The organism is Bacillus pseudomycoides DSM 12442, from assembly GCF_000161455.1.
In the GTDB taxonomy this organism is placed as follows: Bacteria; Bacillota; Bacilli; order Bacillales; family Bacillaceae_G; genus Bacillus_A; species Bacillus_A pseudomycoides.
The window spans coordinates 5,717,957-5,724,464 of record NZ_CM000745.1; the positions used below are offsets into that span (position 1 = coordinate 5,717,957).

2 protein-coding genes are annotated in these 6,508 nt (G+C 39.7%); both read right to left on the reverse strand.

Going from position 1 to position 6,508, the window contains the following annotated elements:
- Positions 1 to 1,260 (reverse strand): condensation domain-containing protein (locus tag BPMYX0001_RS28900; protein WP_033799577.1); only part of this gene is annotated, 1,260 nt, incomplete at its 3' end.
- A 27-nt stretch (positions 1,261 to 1,287) separates the two neighbouring features.
- Positions 1,288 to 6,507, reverse strand: coding sequence for a non-ribosomal peptide synthetase (locus BPMYX0001_RS28905; protein ID WP_006097683.1), 5,220 nt, complete (start codon positions 6,505 to 6,507; stop codon positions 1,288 to 1,290).
- Position 6,508: the final 1 nt, after the last annotated feature.

Below are 6,508 nucleotides of genomic sequence, written 5' to 3' on the forward strand. Positions count from 1 at the left end.
GAGATAAACAGGCAGTCTTTTAATGAGCTCTTTAGGATAGACAGCTCCGTTATATGTTATTTTTCCGTTTAACTCTTCACCTGCATGAAGCTGAATAACCAATTCGTAGTTTGTCTGCTCAAAAGCTGTAACTCCGGTTATTCTAAATCCTAGTTTAGGATCACCATTCACCCCAGACGAGTCCATTGGATAATTCTCAAATGCAAAAATATGATCAAATATTGGCCCTTGTGCTGCTTTCACTGATTGAATATCCGCCAGAGAAATAAAGTCATAGTTTTTCGCCTCTAATGAAGCACCCTGCACCTGACTAAGGGCCCCGACAACCGTCTCATCATCTGACGCTGAAATCCGGACAGGGATGGTGTTTATAAACAACCCAACAATCTTTTCTACTTCAGAAATATTTGACGGCCTTCCAGATACCACTGAGCCAAAGACAACATCATCAATATCATTCAACTTCTGAAGTAGAATTCCCCATAAGGTCTGGATAAGAATGTTTAATGTCACATGCTGTGATATAGCCAACTCTTTCAGCTTCCTTGTCAATACTGAATTTAATCTGAAATGAAGTTCTTCCCTTCTATATTCACTTGATAGATTGGACTTTTTATAGGGGATCCCCGACAGATTCTGATATCCATTTAAATATCCAGCCCAGAAAGCCTTTGCTTCTTCTTCATTCTGCTCTTCCAGCCACCGTATATAAGCACTAAACGGCATTGATTTCTCATTTTGGTTTGATTGGCCGTGCTGCTGACATCTATACTCCTCAAACAGTTCCTTAAGCAATAATCCGATGCTCCAGCCGTCCAATATAATATGATGAAAGCTCAACAGAATCTGATATGTAGCGTCTCCTGTCCGAATTACCACCATCCGAAAAAGGAGATCCCGGGAAAGATCAAATCCTCTTTCCCGGTCCTTACGCTTTAAGTTCATCAGAAAATCATGCTGTGCACTTTTGCTTAGGTAGGATATATCCTCTACTTGAACAGATGTTTTTCTGCTTTTTAGAACGAGCTGTGTCGGCTCCTTTACTTTTGAATACAAAAAGACTGTACGTAAAACATCATGTTTTTCAACGATTCTATTCAAACTAACTTCAAGATGTTTTACGTTAAGATTTCCTTCTACCTCCATCGTCATCTGCTCAAAATAAGCATGGTCCTTTGGATGATTTAAACAATGAAATAGTATCCCATGCTGCATCGGAGATAGTCGGTATAGGTCTTTTACGTTTTTTTTATTAAACACACCCTATAACCCCCAATGTAATATAATTTAATCCTTCTCTTCAAAGACCTCAAAAATATCGTCTAAATCACTTGTGGTCAATTTGGTCATACTGAAGTCGCTTGGAGTCCTCTCTGTTTCTTCCTTACTTTCACAATGTTTAATCAATAGAGTCAGATAATGTATGAAACGCTCTCCAAAGGATTTTATGCTGCTGCTATAAAAGCTCCTCTGATCATAAAGCAATATCATTCTTAGCTGCTGCCCAGAAACATAACTGTTCATTTGAATAGGATAAGGATTCTCATTAATCATACTAATCTGTTTCCCAATTGGCATGTTAAATATCTCATGGTTAAACTGACCTAAGTAATTAAAGCTGATTTCTGGTTTGAGACTAAATTTAAAGTCCATATCGTTTTCAAGAGCCAAATATTTAATCACTCCATACCCCGCACCTTTATTTGGTATATCGCGAAGATTTTCTTTAACCTCTTTGATTACTGAAGAAAAATGGTCTGAGTCTAGTTCAAAAACAACCGGGAACATACTTGTAAACCATCCCACTGTTCTGCTTAAATTTACTTTTTCTAACAGATCTTCTCGACCATGGCCTTCTAAGGTAACGGCCATGCTGTTCTTGCCAGTCCACTCTTTAACCGCGAGAACAAGTGCAGCAAGCAAAAGATCATTTATCTCTGTCTGATAGGCCCGATGAGCATCTGTTAAAAGGATTTTAGTTTCTTCTTCACCCAGACAGAATTCTTCTAATTGAGTATTCCCGTAGATAGAAGCCCCTGTAACACTTTGATCTTTTGGAAGAGGCGGGACAATTTTCGACTCTAATTTTCTCCAATAAGGAATCTCCTTTTGAAGCTTTTGGCTCTTTGCGTATTTATATAGCTCTTTCGCCCAAGATTGATATGAAGTCGTTTTAGCAGGGAGAACTGATCCTCCTTCATCATATAGATACGAAAAGTCCTCCAAAATAATACGCCATGAAACACCGTCAACAACCAGATGATGGATGACTATCAGAAGGTAACTACCTTCTTCGGTATTGAAGATAGCAAGTCTTACAAGCGGCCCCTCTGAAAGGTTAAGGCTGCCCTGTATCCGTGTTGCTTCCTTCTCTATCAAGGCCTCTGCATTCTCTGCTCCATAAAACTCCAGCACTTCAATCGTTAAATCTATACCTTCCAGTCCTCTGTTATACTGTGAAAAACCTTCAAGTGAGAAAGCCATGCGAAGGGCATCATGGTGCTCACAAATCTTCTGCATGCTATCCTTTACGGCTATAGGATTCCAACGCTTTTTCCGGAAAAGCATCATGGATTGATTAAAGTGTCCTACTTCATGATATTGCTGAGAAAAAAACCATTTCTGCACTGGCGTGAGCGGAACATTCCCCTCAATCAATCCTTGTTCCTCATCAGCCTGGCTAGACTGTAAATAAGGGATCAAATCCGATATAGAAGGATTCTTAAACAAGTCCTTCATATCGAATTTCAACCGATGTTCATGAAGTTTTGCCGAAATCTGAATGGCTTTAATTGAATCTCCTCCTAGTTCAAAGAAATTATCATGGATACCAACAGCCTCAATCCGTAGGACCTCTTGCCAAGTTTGAGCCATTATTTTCTCCATTTCTGTTTTAGGTGCAGTGTAATTCTCAGCGCTCTTCTTTAATTTCGGCTCAGGTAGTGCTGTGTAATCAAGTTTTCCGTTTAATGTGAGCGGAAAAGAGTCTAGCTCGACAAAAAAAGCAGGTATCATATATTCTGGTAGAGTTCTCAATAAATGAGCCCGTAGCTCCGAAACGCTCCATTCTTTGTTTGAGATCAAATACGCACAGAGGTTCAAGTTTCCGTCCTCAGTTTTTCTTGAAGAAACAATAACTTCTTCAATTGAAGGATGAGCCAATAAGCAAGCTTCAATCTCACCCAGTTCGATTCGGTAACCCCTTATCTTGACTTGGGAATCCTTCCTTCCTAAATATTCTAAATTTCCGTCTGGAAGCCAACGAGCGAGATCTCCTGTCCGATACATTCTTTGTCCAATCTCAAAAGGATTTGTCATAAACTTCTGACATGTCAACTCTTCCATGTTTAGGTAACCCCTTGCAACTCCTGTACCGGAGATGTAGAGTTCGCCTGGTACTCCTGCTGGTAGGAGATTCATTTGATTATCGAGTACATAAGCTTTTGTAAGTTCTAAAGGTGCTCCTATATTGCTGATGTAAGATGTTTCAGCTGGATTCATCACTTTATATGTGGCATAAACTGCTGTTTCAGTTGGGCCGTACATATTAATAATCTGTGTATCAGGATAAACCTGTCTCCATTGCTCTAGCTGGTTAGGATATAAAGCTTCTCCGGCCAGCATAACTTTCCTTATCTTCAAGTTGTAGAAAGTTCTATTAAGTTCCGCAGACATTGGAACGAAGGAAGACGGTGTCTGACACATAATAGTTACCTTCTCTTTTTCCATAATCGTTAGAAGCTTTTCTGGGCTTCTGCTGTCCATTTGAGATATTACAACCAGCTTTCCTCCCCTCAGCAAAGAACCGAAGATTTCCCATACTGAGACGTCGAAACAATAGGAATGAAAGAATAGCCATATATCTTCTTCATCAAAATCAAATATTTTATTTTGATTACAGAAAAGACGCACTGCATTCCTATGCTCCACCATTACTCCCTTTGGCTTTCCTGTGGAACCTGAGGTATATATCAGATACGATAAATCTTCTGCTGAAGCAGTTTCACTCAGATTATGAACTTCAAAAGATGTAGCTAGAATATCATCAATCTTCAAAATACTCCCATTAAATTCTGTAGGAACACATGTAGAATTAGTACAGACTAAAACCTTTGATCTGCTGTCATTGAGCATGTACAATATTCTATCCTCAGGATAGCTCGGATCAATCGGCATATAGGCTGCACCCGCTTTTAACACCCCTAAGATGGCTACAATCATGTCAATGGACTTTTCGAATAACAACCCTACAATCTGATTTTTTCCGATCCCTTTATTCCTTAAAGCTCTGGCCAGCTGATTTGAACGTGCATTAAGAGCTCTATATGTGATCCGCTCGTTGCCAGAAACAATTGCAACTTTGTTAGGGCTTTTATTCACCTGCTGCTCAAACAAGCCATGCAGCGTTTCAACTTTCGCCTGCTGAAACCCGGTCTGATTAAACTTTATAAGAACCTCCTGTTTTTCACTTTCTGTAGCCAGTTGGATATGGCCAATCAGGATATCCGGATTTTTTAGAATCTGATCAAGAATATGAATGTAATGGGTAGCCATTCTTTCCACAGATTGTTTTTTAAACAGACTAGTGCTGTATTCTACCGACAAACGGAGATTTTCAGTTTCATCTATAACCCAGCTAAGGTCGAATTTTGATGTATCCATTTCTAACTGCATTACGTTAAGTTGTAGTCCATCATGATTCGTTTGAAATTTCTCCATGTTCTGAAGAATGAACATTGTATCAAACAAAGGATTTCGATTTAACACACGTTGAATCCCCAGTTTTTCGACCAATTCTTCAAATGGATATCCACTATGTTCTTGTGCAAGAAGCACCTCATTTTTCACCTGATTTAAAAATTCGCTAAATGATTGTCCAGCATTTGATTTATGACGTAGCGCCAGAGTATTGACAAACATGCCGACTACTTTTTCCGTGTCTGAGTGAGAACGCCCTGCAATCGGTGAACCAATCACAATATCATCCTGGCCTGTATACTTATGAAGAAGAACATGATAGGCTGCCAGCATAGTCATGTAAAGAGTCACATCTGATTGAGAAGAAAAAAGTTTAATCCTTTCCGTAAACGCTCTACTAAAATCCATCTGCAGCAAATCACCGTCGAACTTCTGTACCTGTGGTCTCGAATAATCAGTATGCATATCCAGCACAGGAATTTCGCCTTCAAAACGTTTTTTCCAGAAAATCTCTTGACGCTTTAAGGAGTCAACTTGACTCTGTTGCCAAACCGCATAATCCTTATATTGGATAGTCGCCTCTTGAAGCTCCCGTCCGTGATAGAGATCATAGAACTCCTGAAGCAGTATATTTACAGATATTCCATCTGAAATGATGTGATGAAAATCAATCATGAGTATATGCGATTCAGCATTAATCTGTACTAACTGTGACCTTAATAGAGGGGCACAGCTTAAATCGAATGGTCGAATAAACTCTTTTTTAAGAATATCAATATTTGGATCCTGCGCAATGACATGCACCAGAGGCCAATCCAAATTATCATGAATTTTTTGTACAAGCTGTTCTTCTTTGAAGTGGAATGATGTCCTTAAAATTTCATGTCGTTGAATTAGACAGTTTAATGATTCTTGAACCTTTTCAAGTTCCAGCTTCCCATCTACTTTTAACAGTATTGGAATATTATAATGAGTTCCCTTTTCCTCCATCATCTGCAAAACATAAATTCGTTTCTGCGCAAAAGAAACAGGATAGTACTCTTTTTCGGTAGTACGCCTAATTGCCTCAAAAGAGCTTTGAGACTGCTCATCGATATGTTGAGCCAGCTTTTTAACTGTTGGGAAACTAAAAATTCGCTTCAGACTTACTTCTATTCTCATAATTTTATGAATTCTGGCTGAAAGAATCGTAGCTTTAAGAGAGTGTCCTCCAAGTTCAAAAAAATTATCATTCAGGCTTACCTGCTCTACCTGCAAGATTTCCTTAAATATTTCGGCCAGCGCCTTCTCTGTGTCCGTGACAGGTTCTACATAAAGCTTTGTTCCCTTATCTTTACTTCTTTCTGCAGGAAGCCTATTTTTATCCACTTTTCCATTTGGAGTAAGCGGAAGCTCCTCCAGATAGAAAAAATGAGTTGGAATCATGTAAGCTGGCAAGTGTTCTGCCAGATACTCGCGCAAAGAAGCTTCCAATACCTCTCCCTTCCAGACGATATAGGCACAAAGGTAAGAATGCCTCTGACTGTCTATTTTCATAGTGGCCGCCGCCTCGCGGACTGCTGGAAATTCTTTTAGTCGACTTTCAATTTCTCCAAGCTCAATTCGGTGACCTCTGACTTTCACTTGTTGGTCTATTCTTCCCAAGTACTCAAGGTTTCCATCTGGCATCCAGCGGACAAGATCCCCCGTCTTATAAATCCGCTCGCCCGGCACAAAAGGATTTTCAATAAAACGCTCTTCTGTCAAGTCAGACTGGTTCAGATATCCAAGGGAGACTCCATCCCCGCCAATTGCCAGTTCCCCTGGCACT